Below are 23,033 nucleotides of genomic sequence, written 5' to 3'. Positions count from 1 at the left end.
CAGGGTTGAAGAGCTTTCTTTTTTCGTATACACTGTTTTAAATGATAATAATTCTCAGTTAAGGACGATGAACATGTGCCACACGATAATGCAACGGATTCCAAAACCCTGGCTATGCGCACTTCAGCGTATGGAGTACGTAGATCATCATAAATCTCATATTGATAAACGTTTGCTATACAGAATGTCGTCCTCTCACTCCATATTTGTTGTAACGTCTGGGAAGGGCTCAATGGTGTGCTCAGATCGGGAATCTCATCTGGAAAAAGGAATGATTATGTTTGTTCCCGGTGGAACATCCGTTAAAATAGAAAGTTCTCCTTGGACAGAAAGTCCATTGCAGTACTATAAACTTGATCTGATGGTGGCTGAGTTAAAAGAAGAGACTTCGAATGTTATGCATTCCAAAGACACTGCGGGGCAGCGTACACTGCACAAATGTACAGATTCTCCGACAGTGCCACCTCTTATTCAGCTGAATTACAGTCCATGGAGTTCCTGCCTTGAATCTTTGGAACAAATGTTGCGTCAACAGATCACTAGCGATTGGCTGGAGCAATGGGATGTACAGCTTCGTTTCCAGGAGTGGTTCCGTGCCTTGCTTCGCCAGAGTGATCCCGAAACCGAAGCACCAGATGACCGTGCCCGCCTTCAAAGTTCAATTCGTTATATTGGTGATCACTATAATCAGACGATAACCGTTGATGAGCTCGCAGCAGATATTGGTCTAACAAGAGCGAGCTACACTCGGCAATTCAAAAAAATTACGGGCAAGCTCCCACTTGAATATGTAAATGCGGTTCGGTTGGAGCGCTCGAAGCAACTCTTGCAACTGACGGATGATCGCATCCATGAAATTGCTCAGAATGTGGGATTTAGCAGCGAGTATTATTTTGGTCGCCGTTTCAAGCAATATGCTGGTATTTCACCTGGACTATACCGCCGTCATCACCGTCAAGAGGTTCGTGTCTTTGCTCCGTATCTGGAGGACTTCGTGTTGGCTCTTGGCGTAAAACCTGTACTGCAATGTTCCCATCAATTCTGGGGTAGACAGCATTATTTGGGATTGGATGATGTACCCGAATTCGATGTAAGCCAGCAGGATGCTCAATTTAATGTGGGTAATATACCTGACTTTATCATGCTGAACAAGGGACATGATCGATGGAATCTGGACCGCTTTGAGCAGGTAGCACCTACATTTTACGTAGATCATCTGGGAGAGGATTGGCGCTCCATTTTGAGATCGACAGCCGATGTATTGGGAAAGGTGAATCGGGTTCAAGATGTAATTGGTGCGTATGAGGACAAAGCCATAGAAGCCAAAGGCCGGTTAGCACGATCTTTACGTGGTCAGACGGTGGCTTTTTTGCGTATATCCGCATCGGATATTACTCTGTATGGGGATCGGCAGGGTTACGTCGGGCCTGTAATTTATCAGGATCTTGGATTGACTCCGCATTCCCGTGTGCAGCAATGGACAAGTCGTGAGCGCAGAATCTTCATTGGATTGGAGCAGTTAAGTCAGCTTGAAGCGGATCACTTGTTGATTACATTTGACACTGGAAATTCGGCCAAACCTGGAGATGAGCGCGAACTGCTCGAAAGGGAAGAATGGAAACGCCTGCCTGCGGTGAAGAGCGGCAATGTGTATGAAGTGGATTTCATGTCGTGGATGAACTACGGTGTGATTTCTCATGGGAAGAAGATTGAGGATGTACTGAGGTTCATGGCTTGAGGGATTTATAATCTGCTTGTTTGATAGACCAAATAAAGGAATTTCAATTAGGTTGAGGAATATTTTATAAGAGATAGGATATAACCTAAAGGAGCAGATTAATGATCAAGGATAAAATTCCAATCTGGTTCTGGTGTACCTCGATAGTAGTTGCCATTATGTTAGTATTCAACTTGTTTCAAGTAGATTCTCGTATTAGCATGCTTGCACTAGGCATCCTAAATATTGCTAATGCCATTCGGATGTGGAAGAAATATCGGAACTCAGCAATTATATTTTTGATAATAGGTGTTCTTTGTACAGTTTTATTTTTCAAATATCTATTTCAATAATCATGCTGAAGCCTGACCGTCATTGATATGGCGGTCTTTTTCGTTTCAAAAATTAAAACAATGGAGGAATCACGATAAACTACATAAATATCATTGCCGCACCATGTGCTGAACGATTCTGATCACTACGATGAATGAGTCAATGCTACTGCTCGAAAGGCTTGTTTCATCTTATTTTAGTGTAGCGTTTACAAAAAAACAGGATAACGAGCACAAAATAAGGATGCGAATGTCCTTGACTGACCGATTGTGACATACCATTAGAATGAAGGCTGATCTGTAACGCAGGAATTGAGGTCTTCAAGCATAGCCATGAATGGCGGATGGGAGAGCTGTAATGACAAAACGGGTAGTTCTGTTGGAAGAAGGTACGGCAGAGATGAAGAGGCTAATGGGCAGTAAAGCAGCTGATCTTGCAGAGCTAATGCATGCAGGGTGGACTGTCCCGGCTGGATTTGTAGTTACAACGGAATGCTGTCGCGAGTTCTGTACCCGTCTTGGACATCTTTCGAGTGAAGGAGAGGAAGAGATTGTTCACGCAATCCGACACTTGGAACAGCAAACCGGGAGGTTTTTTGGACATTCAGAAAATCCGCTACTGCTCGCGGTACGTACGGATCAGGATCGAGCATCAGCAACGGTGACACAATCACTGTTAAATGTTGGTCTGAATGATAACACTGTGGAAGGACTCGCACGTCAAGCCGGTGATCGGTTGTACGCACTCCAATGTTACCTAGATTACTTACGGGAATATGGACAGTTGGTATACGGAATTCCGTCTGAATTTTTCAAAGAAATATCGAGTGATGTCAAGGGTCTGGATGAGGCGGAACGACTTGAATTAACCATTACGGAATTTAAATATTTAATTGAAGCGAAGAGGCGTAACCCTTTTCCTCAGGATGTTCAACTTCAGTTCAAAGAAGTAGTACGTGCGATATATCATACACAGCATGTTAAAGCATCCAGATCTCAGGACGAGATCATGCGTAAACCATATTATATTTCTTCGGAGCTAGGCGCTCCTGTTCTTATACAGACGATGATGCATGGAAAATGTGGAGACTCAAGCGGGACCGGAACAATTTATACGCGCAACCCACTTACAGGAGAAAGAGGAATTACTGGATATTACGTCCCAACCGGGAACTCCCATCAAACGGATAACAGTCTGGAGAGGTTAAGAGATGACGAACCTGAACTGTATGCACGATTGCTGGAGATAGGAAGCCAGTTGGAGACGCGTACAGGAGAAGTTCAGGAAATCACCTTTGTGATTGATTCCGGGGCATTGTATGTTGTGCAGACCCAATCTGCCCGTTTAACCTCTACAGCCTCATTAAAAAGTACTGTGGAATTCGTGTCTGAAGGACTCATTACCAAGGAGGATGCACTGTTACGCATCGAACCTGTGCATATCACGGAAGTGCTGAAGCATGACACAGATTCTAGCAGAGAAGCGGGCACTGGAAATCTTCCCATACAGATTCAGCCAGACTCCGTTTCACCTTCATCATCAGATCTGCAACTACTGCTCGCATGGGCTGATGAAGTGAAAGAGCTGACGGTACTTGCTAACGCTGATCGACCACAGGATGCCATGATAGCAAGGCAACTGGGAGCTGAGGGAATCGGATTGTGCCGTACAGAACACATGCTGTTGTCACCGGCGCGGTTACCTTTTGTACAAAAAATGATTCTGGCTGATAGTGAATCCGAACGCAGGCGTGGGTTGGAGCGTCTGTTACCAATGCAGCAGTCTGACTTTGAACAAATATTCGAAGCGATGGATGGGTACCCGGTAACCATTCGCTTGCTGGATTCACCGTTACATGCACTGCTCCCGGATCGGGGAGTATTGGAGAAACGGCGCGAGTGGCTACAAGCAGAGGAGAGGCAGGAAGTAGATCATCAGAATGAACTGGAGGAACTGGAGCGTGTAATTCGTAGAATCAGTGAATTGCACGAACACAATCCGACACTGGGGCAACAGACTTGCCGTCTGAGTACAGTGTTCCCGGAAATCGTTGATATGCAGCTTGAAGCGATATTCCGCGCAGCGGTGAAAGGCATTCATCAAGGTTGGTGGGTACGTCCGGAGATTATGATCCCGCAGATCGGTCATGTGCATGAACTTCAGGCGATGAGAGATCTGGTGGATCATGTGGCTGACCAAGTGCTCGGTGAGGAGAAGCGGCATTGTCTGTATAGAGTGGGGGCAATGATCGAAGCTCCAAGAGCCGCGCTGACGGCGACTCACATTGCTCGCCAGGCAGACTTTTTCTCTTTTGGGACGGATGCGCTGACACAGATGACGTTTGGATATAGTCGCGAACAGGCTGAGAAGCGATACGTTCAACTGGATAAGGACTCTCGTACGGTAACGAATAACCCATTCGATGTGCTGGACGTCGAGGGAGTCGGACAACTGGTGGAAATGGCGGTTGTTCAGGGTCGAATTCGAAAACCTCATCTGAAGACAGGGATCTGTGGAGAGAATGCAGTGGATCTGGAGTCCATTACATTCTGTCATCGCATTGGACTGGATTACGTAAGCTGTTTGCCTGAACAGATCCCGTATGCACGAATTGCGGCTGCACAAGCTGCCATTAAGGGGCAGAGAGACGACGCGAACATACAGAACGCAGATATATCCACCATTGCGTAACGTGCACCCTGTCCTACACGGAACTTCCATGGAATAGCAACCAGAAAACTGTTATACTGAAATATACGTTTTGTAAAATGAACGTAAAATTTCAGGGTAAGGGTTGAAAGCGACCATGTATAATTCCAAAAATGAACGGACTTCATCACGGACCTTATTCGCCGTGTTATTCATCCTGATGCTGTTGAAGTTGTCACTTCTACGGTATTTCTTTTTCCAGGGTCTATCCGGTATCGGTCTGTTAACTGACGCATTGGGTGCGCTAACGGTGGTATGCCTGCTGGATCTGATCGTGCCCAAAGCCTGGAAGCGAGCAGTCTACGGAGGATTCAATATTCTGTTTTCCCTGATCTTGTTCGCCGCTACGCTGTATAATGTTCATTTCAGTTCGGTACCCACCTATACTGTGCTTAGTGAACTGGGGCAAGTTGCTCAAGTGCGGGGCAGTATAGGGCCTCTTGTACGACCGACGCACTTTCTGTTTTTCGTAGACATTATACTGGCATTGCCGATATGGCTGATTATGCGCAGACGTTCCGCTGGCCGTAACCGAAGCAGTTATCGCGATAGCGGGTTGACGTTTGGCAGAATCCGGAGACGTTACTGGGGCAAACTCGGCGTCGCGCTTACCGCCGCATTTTGTATCGTGCTGTCTGGCAGTTTTATTGTCAAAGGTGAAACGATTGATAACGAGTTGGTGCGGGCCGAGAATCTCGGTTTCCTGAACTATCAGGTCTCGTCTGCCATTCTAACGAGCAAAGAAAATGAGGCCATTGCGAATGGCAACATTAACGAAACGATTGCGAAGATCAATGCGTTGGTTAGCCAGTATCCGTATCAAGATAAACCAAGTGACGGTACAGCCGTGAAAGCCAAATACTTTGGTCAGGCCAAAGGTAGTAATCTGATTGTACTGCAACTGGAGTCCTTTCAGAATTTCCCGATTAATGCTTCATTGGACGGTCAGGAATTAACGCCGGTACTGAATGATCTGGCCAAAGAAAGCTATTATTTCTCTCATTTTTTCCAACAGATCGGACAGGGAAACACATCAGACGCTGAGTTCATGTCGAACACGTCTATCTATCCAACTGGCGTTGTTCCCATGTCAGCCGGGTATAGCGATCGTGATCTTCCCAGTCTACCCAAGGTACTGGCGGAAAAGGGATATGAGTCAGAGACGTTCCATGGGAATGACGTTACTTTCTGGAATCGGAACAAAATGTATCCGGCACTCGGATTCACTCGTTACTTCGACAAGCCCAGCTTCGAGAACGACAGATTCAATGACTTTGGACCATCGGATGAAGAGTTATATCGTGTAGGTGTGGAAAAAATGACTGCGCATCAGGCTGCGAATCAGCCGTTCTATGCTCAGTTCATTACGGCATCAAGCCACTCGCCGTTTACCGTTCCTGCTGATCGGGCACGAATTACGATTCCCGCGACGATCACGAACAAACTGCTTCACGATTATCTGCAAGCCATCAACTATACGGACTACGCGGTCGGTCAACTCATTAATGAGTTGAAGGCGAACGGTTTGTGGGATAACACAACGCTGGTGCTCTACGGAGACCACTTCGGTCTGCCTGCTGACGAAGAGATCACACAGCAGATTCAGGCCAATCTTGGCGTCCCTTATGACGGCAAGGTAAGTCGTTTCAACATCCCGTTAATGATTCACACACCGAAACAGATCAAAGGGCAATTGATCGAACAGCCTGGCGGACAGCTGGATATGCTGCCAACGATCATGAATCTGATGGGTATCTCGCTCCAGGATGAGAAGTTCACTGCTTTCGGGCATGATCTGCTCAATATGGATCACAATGCATTCGGTATTCGTTATTACTTGCCAACAGGTTCATTCGTCAACAATGACATTATGTTTATTCCGGGTGCTGGCTTTGATGATGGAACAGCTTACTCGCTGAAAACATATGAACCCGTAACGGATTTGGAACCTTATCGTTCCGATTATGAACATGTGCTCAGCCTGATGAAACTGTCTGACGAGTATGTGAAGTTGTTACCGAAGCGTGCGCCATAAGCCATAAGTTAAGATTTTTCCAATAAGGTATTGTAAAAACGTCACTGGTCTAAGAACTGGTGGCGTTTTTTGTATGTTAATTGTACGGATGTGGTAATAAAGAGGATAACTAAAGTTTGAAACTGTAATAATTAATGTTACAATGGAGGAAGCATTAAATAAGTGAGCAAAAGAGTAATTCACAGTACTCATGAACCAAACAGACGAGAGGATTGAATATATATGAAATTGAGTGTACTTGAACATGGACATATCAATGAAGGCCGAAGTGTACAGGATACGTTACAGGAAACGGTGAAACTTGCACAACATGCGGATCAATTGGGGTATTCCCGGTTCTGGATGTCGGAGCATCACGGTAGCGGTGCGCTGTCATTTTCCAGTCCTGAGGTTATGATTGCACATGTGGCCGCGCATACAGATCGAATTCGGGTAGGTTCCGGCGGTGTGATGTTGCCTCATTATAGTGCCTACAAGGTTGCAGAGAATTTCCGTCTGCTGGAAGCTCTTCATCCGGGACGGATTGACCTTGGTATTGGCAGAGCGCCTGGAGGCATGCCGATTGCCAGCAGAGCGCTGAATGAGGGGAAATCTTCAAATGTACACTTCTTCCCCCAACAGATTGCGGATCTGGGCGGATACTTCCACGAAGAATTGCCTGAGGATCATCGATTCGCATCCCTTGTGGCGGGACCATCGGTTCCCACTATTCCGGAAGTTTGGCTGCTGGGTTCCAGCTCTGAAGGTGCGAGAATTGCTGCCGCGCAAGGGACCTCGTATGCGTTTGCCCAATTCTTCGGAACTCCAGGAGGCGAAGAAGCGATGAAGCATTACCGCAGGCATTTCAAGCCGTCTATCCTGAATGATAAACCACATTCGATGATTGCTGTCTCGGCATTCTGCGCGGAGACAGAGGAAGAAGCCGCTGAACTTGCACGCAGTAATGAACTTTTCTTCTTGCGCCTGGGAAGAGGTCTTGAACAGAGCTCATTCCCATCCCTGGAGACGGTGAACAACTATCCATTCACAGCGATGGAGATGGAACAGATCCGTCAGCGCCGTTCTTTTTCCATTGTGGGTACACCGGATCAGGTGAAAGACAAAATTACTGCAATGGCTGAACGTCATGAAGCAGACGAAGTGATTATCGCGTCAGCGGTTCATTCGTTTGAAGCACGTCTGCGCTCATTCGGCCTGATTGCAGAAGCCTTTGGACTCAAGCAGGACTAATGTGAGTAAACGAGAATAACTACTCTGAACAGACCGGAATCTTGCTCTTGCAAGGTTCCGTTTATACTCTTGCGTGATCAGGGAGAGGAGAGATTCACATGCGCAGATGTGTGATTAGTGACATTCATGGCTGTTATGATGAATTTAATGCGCTGCTTAAGCATGTAGATTATAATCCGATGCAGGATGAATTGATTTTGCTGGGGGATTATGTGGATCGAGGTCCAAGCAGCAAACAGGTCATTGAACAGATTATGCAGCTTCAGCAAGAGCATCATATTATTGTGATCAAAGGCAATCACGATGCCATGATGGTCAAGGCATTGACTCATGATGTTGAGGAATATGACCAACACTGGATTCGTAATGGCGGGTTACAGACGATAGCAAGTTATCTGGATCTTACTTATGATGAGCAGCAGATGGACTGGAATGCTTACACTGAAGCCAAACAGTGGATACGTACACACTATGAACACCATCTTCGTTTTCTGGAACAGCTTCCGCTGGTGTACGAAATTCCCGGTTATATTTTTGTGCATGCCGGGGTTAACCCGGATATTGAGGATTGGAGAAGCCAGTCCGAGCGGGACTTTATTTGGATTCGTGAATCATTCTATTCCAGACCAACAAGGGTTAGAGAGACCGTCGTATTTGGACATACACCCGTGAAACATCTGCATGATCAGACAGGCATTTGGTTTGACCCGAGCGGAGACAAAATTGGCATTGACGGTGGTTGTGCCTACGGAGCGCAGCTGAACCTGCTGGAGATTAGTGAGGATGGCAGTTTACAGACCTTTTTTGTGCAGCGAGAGCAGAACCCGGAAGAGCCTGAGATTTAATATTTTCGTTGCGTATGAGGGTTTCATATGCTAATTTATAAGGTTGTAGCATGGAATAATTAGGATACATATCATATCGACTTGAGGGGAATGAACCAAGTTTGGCTATCTACAATCTGGATCAACTGCAACATCACATTTTACTCTGCAACGGTGGAACATGCATGCGTAATGGGGGAGAAGAAGTAACTCAGGCGGTGCGGGACGAGATTCTTAAGCAGCAGGCTGAAGGATTCATCCATACGACGCGTACCAAATGTAATGGTCGGTGTGATGATGCGTGTGTAACCATTGTGTATCCACAGGGTGACTGGTATGGCCAAATGACAACGGATTCAGGCAGAGCGCTCGTACAGGCCTTGTGTGAAGGGGAGAAATTGGAGAAGCACCTCATTACTAATGTGGCCAAGACCTCTGTGAATTAGAATTACAGGGCGTATATTATTTTTTCAAAATGACTGATCTGAGAATGATTTGCAATTAATTCGCTGTAAAGGGATTGGAATTAAGCCTTATAAGCGCTATAATCAGTAGGGTATGATTAAAAATAGGACATGTATTATTCTAAATCAGAATTGACGGAGGGCTATGAATATGGAAAAAGCGTTAATCTTCGGTCACAAAAATCCCGACACGGATACGATCTGTTCGGCAATCGCCTATGCGGACCTGAAAACAAAATTGGGTCAGGACGTTGAAGCTGTGCGTCTCGGCGAAGTCAATGGTGAAACCCAGTTCGCACTGGATCAATTCAAAATCGCAGCACCTCGTCTGATTAAAACAGCTGCCAATGAAGTAAACAAGGTTATTCTGGTTGACCACAACGAGCGTCAGCAAAGTGTAAGCGATATTGAGGAAGTGACTGTCGTTGAAGTTATCGACCATCACCGTATTGCTAACTTTGAGACAAGCGGACCTCTGTATTTTCGTGCAGAGCCTGTAGGTTGTACAGCAACCATTTTGAATAAAATGTACAAAGAAAACGGTATCGAAGTGAGTGCACCGATTGCTGGTCTGATGCTGTCTGCCATTATCTCCGATTCCCTGTTGTTCAAATCTCCAACTTGCACAGAGCAGGATGTAGCTGCTGCGCGTGAACTGGCTACTATTGCTGGTGTAGATGCAGACAGCTATGGTCTGGATATGTTGAAAGCCGGCGCGGATCTGAGCCAAAAAACGATTGCTGAGCTGATCTCCCTGGATGCCAAAGAATTCGTGATGGGTCAGTCCAAAGTGGAAATTGCACAGGTTAATGCGGTTGACGTGAATGATGTTCTCGTGAAGCAACCTGAGCTTGAAGCAGCTATTGATGCGATTATTTCAAGTAAAGGTCTCGATTTGTTCGTATTTGTTGTAACAGACATTTTGAATAACGATTCCGTTGCCCTGGCATATGGTACATCCACTAAAGCGGTGGAGAAAGCCTACAATGTGACGCTGTCCGACAGCAGAGCAATCTTGAAAGGCGTAGTATCACGCAAATCACAAATTGTACCGGTTCTGACTGAAGCATTCAACACGCTGTAAATCAAGCCGATTGGCGTATTCGTACGCTGATATGTATTGCAAATAGTAGCAACACCATCCTAGCCTGCTCTGATCCGTAAATGGTCAGGACAGGCTTTTGATGTAGAGGAGGAAGAATCATGATCAAAAATGACAAGATCAAAGCAGCCGAAGTGCAGCTTACGGGCCTGAACGGTGAAGATTTGGGTGTCATGTCTACGCAGGAAGCACTTCTACTTGCGAAGCAGCATAAAGTAGATCTGGTGTGCTTGTCCTTGATGACCAGTCCGCCACCATGCAAGCTGATTGGAGCTGGAGCAGCCAAAGCGGAAGCGCAGCAGGCGAAGAAAAAAGCGAGTAAATCTCCCGATAAACGTAAAGTAAAGGAAATTCGGTTGAACCTTGCGATGGAAGACCATGACCGGGAGACGAAGCAGTCTCAGGCGGAGCGCATTCTGAAGAAGGGTGATTCGGTAAAACTCGTCATTCAGGTGCATGGAGCCAAAGAGGGAGTTGCTGGCAAGGAGTGGGCAGAGCAACTGAGCAAATCGCTTGCTGAATTCGGCAGCAAATCGACAGGGGTTCAGGTGAGTGGTAAACAGGTTGTTGTGCAACTGGACCCGATTGCCTAAATTGCCGGAAGCGATGTGGAAAAGCCCAAAGAGGTGGCAGGGTAATTGCTGCTCCATTGGGCTTTTTTGTCATCATGGGGATTGATATATCGTGTGATTCAGCGTGTGAGCGGTTACCGTTCCCGTCGTCGTCGTTTAGCTCCGTAAATAACGGCTGCCTCCAAGACGGACATATAACTGTCCGGGTAATACAGGTGTAGATCCGGCGGGAATGTTGGCTTGGCTGTTCTTGGCGAATCGGGATAAATAGTAGAAATCAGGATAGATAACCATATCCATTAAGTAAGCAGAGACTTGGCTGCCAGGAAAACGAAACTGATTCAGGGTACGAATAATATCTTCGCCACGTGCAATGCCGATGCCATGTCCGTAATACCAGTTTTCACGCAGCATAATCGTATTTTCCCCCTGCCATTCGGGGGTTTCCGGAGAGACATCCGGGTTTTTGAAATAGAGCACATCTCCTGGAAGGGCGGTTTCCCGACCGTTTTTTTCGGTCAATCGCAGATCACTGTCATAATGCCAGTCGAAGAGTAACAGATTACGGAACAAGGCGTTAAAGGCATCTTCACGAATGCTGCCCAGCACCCCGCCATATAACACAATGACTGTCGCAGTTGCACATTCAAAGGCATACAAATGTCCATTCCGCCAGATATCCCGGATGCCATCGGCAGGAGTCACGTTCGGCTTTAGTTCGAATCCCCCCTCCGCATTACGATTCCAGTAGGCAGGATTACATCTGGATTTTTCAAAGGATGCAAAACTGACCCCGCTACGATCCAATCCTTCCGCTGCATCCACGAGAGAGCTCCTCAGATCCCATTCAAAATGAAGATGATCCATGGACTGATAAATGTACCTTGTTGGACGATTCTGGAGTTGTTGTAACCAATGCCATTCAAAAGCAGACCATTCCGAGCGGTTCAGTTCGATGGGTTGATTGGCGACAATGATCATGATCCATAACCTCCGTTCATGTTCAATTTTTCAACATTGTATAATCGGGAGTGCACGGGTATTGTGTAGTATATGACGTCATGTGTTCGAATTGGTATGTCTGCAGTGAAAGTTGTCAGTAGCGCTACTTAAGAAATGTGAATTCATGCGGGGATTTTAATCGACCTCGTTTAAAAATCATGGCATTTGGGGTAGTACTCTTATAGATGAAGTTATGTACTGGTGGATCTGTTCATACGGAATACATTCAGATTCTCATAAAGGAGGACATGTGGTGTCGAAATCTATTACAGGGAGCCGGTCTCTGTTCGAACAATTATACACGCACGCGCCAATAGGCATTGCTGTCGCTTCGCATGTGAATGGTCGTTGGATGCAGCTTAATCCGGCATTTTGTGAGATGCTCGCATACAGTGAAGAAGAACTGATTGATACTTCGGTCATACATATGATCTATGAAGAAGATCTGCACATAGAAGAATTCCGCAGCAAGTTCTGGGAAATGACCGATGAAGCACGTCCGATGTACGAGACAGAGGTTCGTCTGAAACGAAAGGACGGCTCGTTATTGTGGGTAACGATTAGAGCCTGCATTGTGAGGGATGAAACGAATGGTAATCCGTTATACCTGTTGGTACAAGCTGCTGACATTACAAAACAAAAGGATGCAGAGGAACGGCTTATTGTGAAACGCAAACAACTGGAGGAGAGCAGCCGTATTTCTCGTCTCCTGGCGGAATCTTCTCTTGATCTAATTGCCATACACCATGCGGATGCTCAGCGTACATTCCAGTATGTATCGGATGCATGTAGAAGCATGCTAGGCTATGAACCGGAAGAAGTTATTGGACAGCCGGGAACATTCGTTATCTATCCCGAGGATGTGCCTTTGGTTGAAACCTACGTGGAAGAGCAGAGGCAGGGGCTGGCTCCTAAACGAATCAGTTACCGTCTTCAGCATAAGGATGGATCAACGGTATGGGCAGATACGATTACCCATTATGTCTATGACGATTCAGGTAACCTAAAAGAGATGGTCGCCGTAACCCGTGATATCACAGTCAGCCAGCAACAAAAGTTAAGCCTGCAAGAGTACAGATCATTGTTCGACTGTAATCCGCTGGGCGTGGCCTCTCTTGATCTGGAAGGCAATCTGCTGAAGGCCAATGTGGGTCAGGAACAATTGACAGGACACACCAAGGAAGAGTTGCTGAGTCGACCTTTTGATCATCTCATCGATCCTGTGGATTTGGAGAAGACCCGGTATCATTTTGAGGAGACAGTAAAGGGGACTGCACAGAGCTACGAGATAGGTTTGATTCACAAAAACGGTCAGCGAATAGAGACAAGTGTCATCAATGTTCCGATTTTACTTGAGGACCAAGTCGTTGGCATCTATGGAATCACAAGTGATATTACAGAGTCGAAGCGTTACGTTGAGGAAATTGAGAATCTGAGCTATGAAAGGGCGCTGATTCTGAATGGGATGTCTGAGGGTGTTATTGGACTGGACCTGGAAGGGAATATGAATTTTGCCAATCCAGCTGCCGCAGAGATGATGTGCATCTGTCCAAGTGAGATGAATGGTAAACCGCTCGAACAGATGATGATCCAAATGCAGAGCGAAGGTATTCCTTATGCATCTAAGGCTACACCGATTCTGCAGGCTGTACGTGAGGGACGAAGTCTGCCGCGTACTGAATCCGTATTCTGGAGACCGGATGGGTCCAGTTTCCTGGCTGAGTTTCAATTGAAGCCGATTATGGATCAGGGGCGAACCCGTGGAGCCGTTTTGGTTTTCCGTGATATGACATCGGTGAAGGACATCATACGTGCCAAGGAAGCAGCAGAATACGCAGACCGTGCGAAGTCCGAGTTTCTCGCCATCATGAGTCATGAGCTTCGTACGCCATTGAACGGTATCATGGGCATGGCCCATCTGTTAATGGAAACGGAGCTGGATGATGAACAGAAGGGTTTTGCGGAAATCATGATAGACAGCGGTGAATCACTTTTGTACATTTTGAATGAAATTCTGGATTTCAGCAAAATTGAAGCAGGCAAAATGGATCTGGAGCGTGCGCCTGTAGAAATTAAGACCATGCTGGGTGGCGTGATCGAACTGTTTGCACTTAAGGCGTCAGAGAAAAATATTGAACTCTACTGTGAAATGTCGGATCAGATTCCTGAACGTGTTCGAGGGGATGAGACACGAATACGGCAGATTCTAATTAATCTGGTGGGGAACGCCGTTAAATTCACAGAGAAAGGCCGTATTACGGTGAAGGTAGGCGCTGATTTCTCAGAGGAGCATGGTCAAGATCACCTGATGTTGACCTTCACGGTTCAGGATACAGGGATTGGTATTCCAATGGATAAGCAGCATCAACTGTTCCAATCCTTCTCACAGCTAGATCCGGCCATCAATCGCAAGTTTGGCGGGACAGGTCTGGGGCTTGCGATCAGCAAAAAACTTGTGGAGTTAATGGGCGGAGCGATTGGCGTACAGAGTGAGATTGGTGAGGGTGCAGAATTTCAGTTCACTCTGGTGCTTGAGCGGTGGCTCGATGAAAGTAGTGATTCGATCAAAGTAGCTACGAATAATGAATTACAATTGGATCGAGCCAGTCTTGGTCATGACATCAAAATTTTGATTGCTGAAGATCAAGCGGTCAATAGTCATCTGCTGGAGGAAATGCTGCGTAAATTCGGCGGGGTATGTGATATTGTTGAAAATGGTGCACAGGCCGTCGAGTCATTGAACAAGGTGCAATATGACCTGGTGTTTATGGATATTCAAATGCCGATTATGGATGGGATTGAAGCAACTTGCAAAATCAGGCAGACTCATCCGGAAATCCCGGTTATTGCGGCGATTACAGCTTTTGCAGGCGCAAGTGACCGTGAGGAATGCCTGAAATGCGGAATGCAGGACTTTATTAGCAAACCGTTCCATTCCACGGAGATCAGCCGCGTATTGAATACATGGGTTCCATACATCCGCTCTCAGAAGGTAACCTGACAGAAAAATAACCTGTACCTTAAGAAACTCAAGGTGCAGGTTATTTTGTCATTCATTCAAATAAATAAGAAGACTCCTGATAACAAGAATCAGGACCATCCTCCGATTAACCCGGAGAGGGTTACGCATTCGTCATCTTCCAATTCTGCAATCAGAGTAAGTTCTTCGTTGTCTTGCGGATCAACGGAGAATAATTCACGGCGTCCGTCTTCGTGTACAATAATGACTAACTGATTGCCGCTCTTTGTATCAAACTGGTACTTAACTCCGATACCAGGTAGTGGGCATTCCCGGATATTCATGAAATCTGTCACCTCTTTAGCTTTTGCATAATTAAAAATCTAACCGTTCACACAGTACGGATGTATTCTACTATCCATAACACCGTTTGGCAAGTCACAAATGAAATTGTAGTGATGGAATTAACGTTTACCCCGATGTGGTCTTGCACTTTGGGGCTGTCTGGCGCGTCTGCGGCGAACGAAAATCCAGATGAGCAGCGTAACGATTACCAATAAACCAAGGACTGCAATAATGATGATGTTCCGGATATTGGGAACCTGTACAGTCAGATCTAGCTTATTCATCTGGAGTGGTGAAACGTGCCAAATGAGCGTTTTTCCACTATCCTCCACTTGGTCCGCATTGGAGTCGGCTGCCTTGATGGGCAGAGACAACTTAAAGTCAAAATTTACATCTTTCAACAAGAGGTTCTTTAGAAAGCCGGGCACCTTGTTGATCTGATTTTTGATCTCACCATCCGGCATGGACTCCATCAGATCGGCTTCTGCTGTGATGTGCATTTTGGAAGTGAAGAAGCCGGGTGTAGTGGATTGTTCGACCTTGATGCCTTGTGGTAACTTGGACGTATCAAAGCTGGTCGTATTGCTTTTTTCATAATGGTTTGTTGCGGTGAGCTGCTTCTGATCCCCTTGTTCCGATACCTCTGCCTGGAAGTTATTTCGATTCAATACATCTGCGATCAGAGGCATGAGATTGTCTTGTCCTATCTTTCCAAGTGCAGAGTTGGTTACCTTGAGATCTAGATCCAGATCCGTTGAACCATCCAAATTAACCGTTAGATGGGCTTCTCCATCAGCACAGGCAGATAAAATAGATAACATAAGGGTCAGTAGAACAGTAAGCATTAGCTGACGTAAAGGGATGCGAGTCGACATGTCTTTCAACCTTTCTACGTAAAATCCAATTCCAATTCATAGAAGTATAGTATACACCGTAAGGTTGGCGGATGAAACTTTTAACAGTGCAGCAAGATGAGAATGATACAGTATGATTGTGGAAATAATTGATTTATTAAAATTAAAGATTTCGTATTTTTGTCAATGTTCGGTCAATTCAAACGGAGCTTCACAGTGTACACTAGTAGTAGTGTGATGAATATACGGAAGCAGGGAGGTTACATTCATGACATATATCATTATTATGGCTGTTATTATGGTCGTGGGCATGGTCGGAATGGGCTGGTTCTATCGGATTATGGACAAAGACCAAAGCTAGTATTCATTAAAATGTGGAACAGAAGAGACAAGCCTATAAGCTGGCTTCGCTAATGCGAGGCGAGCTTATTTGTGTGAAAAAACATCTTGAGTACGTGACCTTACATTGGCACGTAATATATATAACCAATGATGTTGCACAATTTGACCGATGGACAAATATTTTTCGTAAAGATGGGATTTTTTAGCTACTCTTTTGTATAATAGGGGGTAGTTTAACTCGGGATATCCCCGAAATTCTGCCAAACAGGAAAGGGTGTACATAAATGAAATTTGGTGAGTATACGTATACACGTCCCGATCTGGAACACATCAAGACATCTTTCCGTGAGCTACTGAGTGGTTTCGAAGCTGCGGTAACGGTTGAAGAGCAGAGCGGATTCATGGATCAGATTAACGCGCTGCGCAGTGATTTTGAGACGCAAGCCCAATTGGTCTACATTCGTCATTCCATTGATACCAATGATGAGTTTTACAAGGCGGAGAACGAATTTCTGGATGAGAACGCACCAATTGTGCAGGAATATATCACGGATTTTTACCGCGCACTGGTTAATTCCAAATTCCGCAACGAGTTAGAGCAAAAATGGGGTTCACAGTTGTTCCAGCTGGCGGATCTTTCTCTGAAAACATTCAGCCCGGAGATTATCGAAGAACTTCAGAAGGAGAACAAACTTTCCACAGAATACAACCAGTTGATCGCTTCGGCCAAGATTCCGTTTGAAGGTGAAGAGCGTACGTTGCCACAGCTTCATCCATTTGAACTGTCTACGGACCGATCCATGCGTGAGCGTGCTTCGGAAGCAAGATACACTTTCATGGCTGAGCATGAAGCTGAATTTGATCGCATTTACGACGAGTTGGTCAAAGTACGTACACAGATCGCGAAGAAACTGGGATATCCAAGCTATGTGGAACTCGGCTATGATCGCATGAACCGCACGGATTACAACGCAGAGATGGTAGCGAACTTCCGGGCACAAGTTCGTGATTATATCGTACCTGTGGCGACCAAGCTCAGAGAGCGCCAGCGTAATCGGATTGATGTGGATACATTGTATTATTACGATCAAGGCTTCAGCTTCAAGACGGGTAACCCGACTCCGAAGGGTGACGCGGACTGGATTATTGAACATGGTAAACAAATGTATGCTGAATTATCGCCAGAGACAGATGCATTTTTCCAGATGATGACCGAAAACGAACTTATGGATCTGGTAAGCAAAAAAGGTAAACAGGGCGGCGGATATTGTACGTTCCTGAACGATTACAAAGTGCCGTTTATCTTCTCCAACTTCAACGGTACTTCGGGTGATATCGATGTATTGACGCATGAGGCAGGTCATGCTTTCCAGGTCTATGAGAGCCGTGATTTTGCAGTGCCTGAATACAACTGGCCGACGTATGAATCGGCTGAGATCCATTCCATGAGCATGGAGTTCTTCACTTGGCCGTGGATGCAGTTGTTCTTCAAGGAAGATACGGACAAGTATAAGTTCGATCACCTGTCCTCCGGTCTGTTGTTCATTCCGTATGGCGTAGCCGTGGATGAATTCCAGCATTTTGTGTACGCGAATCCGGATGCAACACCAGCGGAGCGTAAGCAGGCATGGCGCAACATTGAGAAGACCTATCTGCCGCACATCAATTACAAAGATAATGCTTATCTGGAGCAAGGTGGCTTCTGGCACAAGCAGGGTCACATTTTCTCATCGCCATTCTATTACATCGACTATACGCTCGCTCAAATCTGTGCATTCCAGTTCTGGAAACGCAGCAACGAGGATATGAAGTCCGCATGGGCCGACTATCTGACATTGTGCAAAGCGGGGGGAAGCCTGTCCTTCACTGGACTGGTTGAACTGGCTGGATTGAAATCTCCGTTCGAGGATGGTTGTGTCTCTTCCGTAATTGGGGATATTGAAGCATGGCTTGACGGTGTGAATGATAAGGCGTTGTAGCCTTCGTAAGTATGCTTTTAGTGAAGGTATCATCGTAAGTTGTATATAGTCGATGAAGCTTTAAAATTGATAGATAAGACGGCTTGGAGACCTTCGGGTGTCTGAGTCGTCTTTTTCATTACAGGTAAAAATCAGCTTCAGTGTAACATTTATTAGACCTCATTGTGATTTATTTCACTATATTTGAAAACGGATTCAGTTACAATGTAGATAGTAAATCAGGGGTTACAGGAGGCTGGTTCAAATGGCAACATATGCATATTATGTTCCGCCCGTGAACTTGATGGGTAGAGGATGTTTACAAGAAGCAGGTCAGATGATTGAACAGATGGGTATTCGCAAAGCGCTGGTCGTAAGTGATCGTCCATTGATTACTTCAGGTGTTGCAGAACAGGTTCTGTCTATATTAAGAAAATCAGGGTTAGACTATGTAGTATATGATGAGGTTCAGCCCAATCCAACGTGTCAGAATGTACATGACGGACTTCAAGTATTCCAGGATCATGGCTGTGACGCCATTATATCGATAGGCGGAGGTTCACCACAGGATGCTGCCAAAGGCATTGGCATTGTAGCTACCAACGGTGGACATATCCGTGAATATGAAGGATTGCATCAATCGAAACATAAGTCCGTGCCACTTGTGGCTTTTAACACAACGGCTGGCACATCGAGCGAGGTGACAATTAACTACGTGATTACAGATGAGGAACGTAAAGTGAAGATGGTGATGGTGGACCGCAACAGTCTGGTCTCCCTGTCGGTTAATGATCCGGAGCTGATGCTCAGCAAACCTGCAAGTCTTACAGCGGCCACTGGAATGGATGCGTTGACCCATGCCGTGGAAGCGATGGTTACGCCGGGCGGATTTACAGTGACAAGTGCGACAGCTGCAGCAGCTGTTGAATTGATCTTTGAATATTTGCCAAGAGCCGTGAGAGACGGCAGCGATCTGGAAGCGCGGGAACATATGACGTACGCGTGTTTCCTTGGCGGGATTGCTTTTAATAATGCGGGCCTTGGTTATGTGCATGCGATGGCGCATCAATTGGGTGGCGTGTATGATCTGCCGCATGGTGTGTGCAATGCCATGTTGCTCCCCTATGTGGAGGAGCTGAATGCCAAGCATGTACCCGGCAAATTCCGTCATATTGCCAAAGCAATTGGTATGGATGTGAAGGGTAGAAGTGATGAGGAGTGTTCGGATTATGTTATTGAGGCTATACGTCAGCTATCGAAGGAAGTAGGCATCCCCGAGAAACTGTCCGAACTGGGCGTGAAAGATCCTGATGTGGAACTACTTGCCGATAACGCGATGAAAGATGCCTGTGCACCAGGCAACCCCTATCAACCATCGAAGGATGAAGTGATGGAGTTATTCCGTAAAATAATATAGACCATTTCAGAACGGACACACCAAAGTACAATATGATCCTGCTAAAGCTAGAGTCGATGGCCAAGCAGGGTCCATAAAATAGACAGACAAAATGAGCCGGAATCGAAAGTCGGCTTTTTTGTCATGTATGGATCCTTTTTTACTTATTTTTCCACTTGGTGATTACACAAAAACTAAAGGAGTTTCATTCCCTTTTATCGAATACATTATGAATAGCAGCGACACAAGTAAGGGTAATCTGAACCTTAATTTGATGTCGAAGTTTTCCAGCAAGATTCCCCAGTCCGTTTCGTGTTTAATGTAAATAGGAGATGTCTATTACATTGTTCACGAGCTACACCTTAAGTACTGCATCCAACTTTCACCTCAGTAAGACAGTCAAGGCAATTCTACACAGCATCATCTCTATTTCAGGCTTCACAATCCAAAAGTTCAACTGCAATAAGAATAATACCGGGTACACATCTGTACAGCATGCTCCTAATCATGACAACAGTGTCCACACAACAGAATATCGATTATGGGCTCTGAAATGAATCAGAACGAATGCACGTGGAGGAGGCTGTGATGATGGCGAAAAAAGAAGTTGTAGCAATGCTACTTGCCGGAGGGCAAGGGAAGAGGTTAAAAGGATTGACCAAATCACTGGCGAAGCCAGCTGTATATTTTGGAGGAACATACCGAATCATTGACTTTCCACTGAGTAACTGCTCCAATTCGGGTATTGATACGGTGGGTGTGTTGACCCAGTATGAACCACTTGTCCTGCATTCTTACATAGGCATTGGCAGTGACTGGGATCTGGACCGTAAAAACGGCGGGGTATACGTACTTCCTCCTCATGAACGTGAAGACGGAAGCAACTGGTACCGGGGCACAGCGGATGCGATCTTCCGCAACCTGAATTTTATTGAACAATTCGATCCCGAGCATGTGCTCATTCTGTCAGGGGATCATATCTATAAAATGGATTACGAAAAGATGCTTCAGTACCATAAAGAAAAAGACGCGGACTGCACGATATCCGTCATTGATGTCTCATTGGAAGAAGCCAGCCGGTTCGGGGTGCTGAACACCAACGATGACTATAGCATTTATGAATTCGAAGAAAAACCTCCTGAGCCCAAGAGCACACTAGCTTCCATGGGTATCTATCTCTTCAAGTGGGATGTACTGAAACGTTTCCTGATTCAGGATGAACAACAGGCATCCACCTCTTATGATTTTGGTAAAGATATCATTCCGTTGTTGCTTGAAAATGAAAAATCCTTATACGCGTATCCGTTCGAAGGGTATTGGAAAGATGTAGGTACCATTCGCAGTCTATGGGAATCCAATATGGATCTGTTGGACGAAGACACCCCGTTTAATCTGAATGATCCGGACTGGCGTATCTTTACACGTAATCCGAACCAACCTGCACAATACATCTCGCCTTCGGCCAAGGTGCGGAATTGTATTATTAGTGAGGGCAGTGTGGTGCATGGAGAGGTCAATCATTCTGTTCTGTTCTACGGAATTGAGGTTGGGGAGAACAGCGCCGTTATAGATTCTGTCATCATGCCAAGGGTGAAGATCGGGCAAAATGTGCGTATTCATCGAGCAATCATTGCAGAAGGATTGGTTATTCCGGATGGAACACAGATTTCGCCTGCACCGGGAGATGAGAGTGATATATTACTCGTCGATCAGGAAGAACTGGAGCGTCAGCTTCGCCAAGGAATAACCAGCAAGGCCTAATTGAAGCCAAAAGGACGGTGCATGCGATGAAATCATTGATCGGAGTTATTAACCTTGACCATGAACTTGAGGAATTGAAGGAATTGACGTACTTTCGCTGCGGAGCCGCGGTACCTTATGCCGGGCGTTACCGTCTGATCGATTTTGTTCTATCTAATATGATGAATGCCGGAATTGAGAGTATAGGGGTGTTTGTCCGTCGTAAGTATCGCTCGCTGATGGACCATCTCGGTGACGGCAAGCCGTGGGATTTGGATCGCAAGCATGGAGGCATGTTTATTCTGCCACCGGACTGGAACGATCCAACAGATACATCACAGGGGGACTTGCAGCATTTTCATAACAATCTGGACTTCTTCCACAGAGGTGCAGGGCAATATGTTGTGCATGCGGGCAGTCGCCATGTGACCAAAGCAGACCTCCAGGATGTCTACAGATATCACATCAACAAAGGAGCGGACGTTACACTGGTCTGCAAAAAAGTGGATCAGCTGCTGCCTGAGCATGACGCCTGTGTCAAGGTTGACCATGACGGGGACGGTAACGTGGTGGACATTCACCAAAGCGCTAACCACCCGAATATATATACAGAAATTTTCATCATGGAAAAGGAATTGTTCCTGCGCCAGGTGCAGCGATGCATCGATCACGGCGAGAGCCATTTCTTCCGAGACGTTATCCAAAAAAATCCAGATGGATTGAATATCGCTGCGTATGCATATGATGGCTATCACGCGGTCATCAATTCCATTGACAGTTATTATCGCAACAGTATGGATCTGTTGAACACAGGGCAGTATGAACAACTGTTCAAGGAAGATCCGATCCAGACGAAAATTAAATACGAAGCGCCTGCCAAATACCTGGATACCGCCGATGTTAAACATTCACTGCTTGCGAATGGCTGCATTGTAGGTGGAGAGGTGGAAGACAGTATTCTGTTCCGTGGTGTACAGGTGGCTAAAGGTGCCAAAATTAAGGGTTCGATCATCATGCAGAAATGCTACATTGGTGAAGGGACCGTACTTGAGAACGTCATTCTCGATAAAGACGTGAAGCTGACCGGAGGGCAGACACTGATCGGTGACCCGTCGAATCCATACATTTTGGCGAAAAGCACTATTATCTAAAGCCCACACGTAACCGATATCTTCTATAAAAATATATAAAATAAAAATCCTGTAGGATGGACTTAAGGTTCGTAGACGAAAGTTGTTTGGTAAAGAGCGTAGCAGTAAGTGAAGGGGACGAAATCGATTCTGAAGAAGCGTAGCGGTCGCCTTTATCCCTGTATTTCCACATCTAAATAATAAATTCAAGAAAATACAGGGATAACAGCGATCAAAAGAACGATTCGTAACCGTAACGGGCGCATGCTCAAACCAAAATGTTGAGTGTATGAACCGCCACCGTCCTGCAGGATTTCCCCG

Annotated in this window: 16 protein-coding genes; 13 read left to right on the top strand and 3 right to left on the bottom strand. The window is 45.9% G+C overall.

All coding sequences use genetic code 11. The annotated features are described in order from the left end of the window. Nucleotides 1-67 precede the first annotated feature (67 nt). From AC4G47_RS18210 to infC, 8 genes are all read left to right on the top strand, one after another. Complete coding sequence (locus AC4G47_RS18210) at nt 68-1,738, top strand: helix-turn-helix domain-containing protein (RefSeq protein WP_491102111.1); 1,671 nt, start codon at nt 68-70, stop codon at nt 1,736-1,738. A 669-nt stretch (nt 1,739-2,407) separates the two neighbouring features. After that, nucleotides 2,408-4,741, top strand: coding sequence for a putative PEP-binding protein (locus AC4G47_RS18205; protein ID WP_491102110.1), 2,334 nt, complete (start codon nt 2,408-2,410; stop codon nt 4,739-4,741). A 115-nt stretch (nt 4,742-4,856) separates the two neighbouring features. Continuing rightward, on the top strand, nt 4,857-6,794 hold the full coding sequence (locus AC4G47_RS18200) for an LTA synthase family protein (protein WP_491102109.1): 1,938 nt from the start codon (nt 4,857-4,859) through the stop codon (nt 6,792-6,794). Nucleotides 6,795-7,016: 222 nt separating this feature from the next. Further along, nucleotides 7,017-8,024 (top strand): LLM class flavin-dependent oxidoreductase, encoded by a 1,008-nt coding sequence (locus AC4G47_RS18195; protein ID WP_491102108.1) that lies wholly within the window; start codon nt 7,017-7,019, stop codon nt 8,022-8,024. 98 nt (nt 8,025-8,122) lie between these two features. Further along, nucleotides 8,123-8,869 (top strand): metallophosphoesterase family protein, encoded by a 747-nt coding sequence (locus AC4G47_RS18190; RefSeq protein ID WP_491102107.1) that lies wholly within the window; start codon nt 8,123-8,125, stop codon nt 8,867-8,869. Nucleotides 8,870-8,970: 101 nt separating this feature from the next. Next, nucleotides 8,971-9,294, top strand: coding sequence for a (2Fe-2S) ferredoxin domain-containing protein (locus tag AC4G47_RS18185; protein WP_491102106.1), 324 nt, complete (start codon nt 8,971-8,973; stop codon nt 9,292-9,294). 169 nt (nt 9,295-9,463) lie between these two features. After that, a complete protein-coding gene (locus AC4G47_RS18180; RefSeq protein WP_491102105.1) occupies nt 9,464-10,396 on the top strand; it encodes a manganese-dependent inorganic pyrophosphatase in 933 nt (310 codons plus the stop codon). Between the two features lie 119 nt (nt 10,397-10,515). Next, nucleotides 10,516-11,007, top strand: coding sequence for a translation initiation factor IF-3 (infC, locus tag AC4G47_RS18175; protein WP_458126567.1), 492 nt, complete (start codon nt 10,516-10,518; stop codon nt 11,005-11,007). 135 nt (nt 11,008-11,142) lie between these two features. Here the strand turns inward: infC and AC4G47_RS18170 are convergent, their stop codons facing one another. Further along, nucleotides 11,143-11,967: a protein-glutamine gamma-glutamyltransferase gene (locus AC4G47_RS18170; RefSeq protein WP_491102104.1), complete on the bottom strand. Its 825-nt coding sequence runs from the start codon at nt 11,965-11,967 to the stop codon at nt 11,143-11,145. 274 nt (nt 11,968-12,241) lie between these two features. Here AC4G47_RS18170 and AC4G47_RS18165 point away from each other — a divergent pair, with 274 nt between their 5' ends. Continuing rightward, a complete protein-coding gene (locus tag AC4G47_RS18165; RefSeq protein WP_491102103.1) occupies nt 12,242-14,989 on the top strand; it encodes a PAS domain-containing hybrid sensor histidine kinase/response regulator in 2,748 nt (915 codons plus the stop codon). 89 nt (nt 14,990-15,078) lie between these two features. Here AC4G47_RS18165 and AC4G47_RS18160 read toward each other — a convergent pair whose 3' ends face one another. Continuing rightward, nucleotides 15,079-15,291: a cation:proton antiporter regulatory subunit gene (locus tag AC4G47_RS18160; RefSeq protein ID WP_336759747.1), complete on the bottom strand. Its 213-nt coding sequence runs from the start codon at nt 15,289-15,291 to the stop codon at nt 15,079-15,081. A gap of 120 nt (nt 15,292-15,411) precedes the next feature. Beyond that, a complete protein-coding gene (locus AC4G47_RS18155) occupies nt 15,412-16,167 on the bottom strand; it encodes a hypothetical protein (protein WP_491102102.1) in 756 nt (251 codons plus the stop codon). 605 nt (nt 16,168-16,772) lie between these two features. On the opposite strand from AC4G47_RS18155, the gene AC4G47_RS18150 reads away from it, so the two are divergent. The 4 genes from AC4G47_RS18150 to glgD all read left to right on the top strand — a co-directional run bounded on the left by AC4G47_RS18150 (nt 16,773) and on the right by glgD (nt 22,733). After that, complete coding sequence (locus AC4G47_RS18150) at nt 16,773-18,467, top strand: M3 family oligoendopeptidase (RefSeq protein WP_491102101.1); 1,695 nt, start codon at nt 16,773-16,775, stop codon at nt 18,465-18,467. 244 nt (nt 18,468-18,711) lie between these two features. Next, complete coding sequence (locus AC4G47_RS18145) at nt 18,712-19,863, top strand: iron-containing alcohol dehydrogenase (protein ID WP_491102100.1); 1,152 nt, start codon at nt 18,712-18,714, stop codon at nt 19,861-19,863. 570 nt (nt 19,864-20,433) lie between these two features. Then, a complete protein-coding gene (locus tag AC4G47_RS18140; RefSeq protein ID WP_076217121.1) occupies nt 20,434-21,603 on the top strand; it encodes a glucose-1-phosphate adenylyltransferase in 1,170 nt (389 codons plus the stop codon). Between the two features lie 26 nt (nt 21,604-21,629). Continuing rightward, a complete protein-coding gene (glgD, locus tag AC4G47_RS18135; protein ID WP_458126573.1) occupies nt 21,630-22,733 on the top strand; it encodes a glucose-1-phosphate adenylyltransferase subunit GlgD in 1,104 nt (367 codons plus the stop codon). Nucleotides 22,734-23,033 lie beyond the last annotated feature (300 nt).

It is taken from the genome of Paenibacillus sp. Negev47 (assembly GCF_058313655.1).
Note: the sequence above shows the minus strand (reverse complement) of the source record. Positions and strands in the feature narration are given on the sequence as shown.